General features: G+C 52.6%; 1 protein-coding gene and 1 pseudogene. One reads left to right on the forward strand and one right to left on the reverse strand.

Going from position 1 to position 249, the window contains the following annotated elements:
- A pseudogene (locus tag ACSIPU_RS31385) lies at nucleotides 1-124 on the forward strand (IS3 family transposase); the annotation flags it as partial.
- A 53-nt stretch (nucleotides 125-177) separates the two neighbouring features.
- On the opposite strand, the gene ACSIPU_RS31390 reads toward ACSIPU_RS31385, so the two are convergent.
- On the reverse strand, nucleotides 178-249 hold a 72-nt coding region (locus ACSIPU_RS31390; RefSeq protein WP_032414367.1), incomplete at its 5' end, for a hypothetical protein.

A 249-nucleotide genomic window follows, 5' to 3' on the forward strand; every position in this document is an offset into this window, starting at 1 on the left:
TGACCTGCCGACGTATGGTTATCGCCGTGTGTGGGCGCTGCTGCGACGGGAGTCGGAGCGGGACGGCCTGCCTGTGGTTAATGCAAAGCGGGTGTATCGCATTATGAGAACGCATAATCTGCTTCGGCACTGTTGCAAAGTTAGCGATGAGGCAGCCTTTTGTCTTATTCAAAGGCCTTACATTTCAAAAACTCTGCTTACCAGGCGCATTTCGCCCAGGGGATCACCATAATAAAATGCTGAGGCCTG

It is taken from the genome of Klebsiella sp. HN106 (assembly GCF_051209435.1).
GTDB lineage: Bacteria > Pseudomonadota > Gammaproteobacteria > Enterobacterales > Enterobacteriaceae > Klebsiella > Klebsiella oxytoca.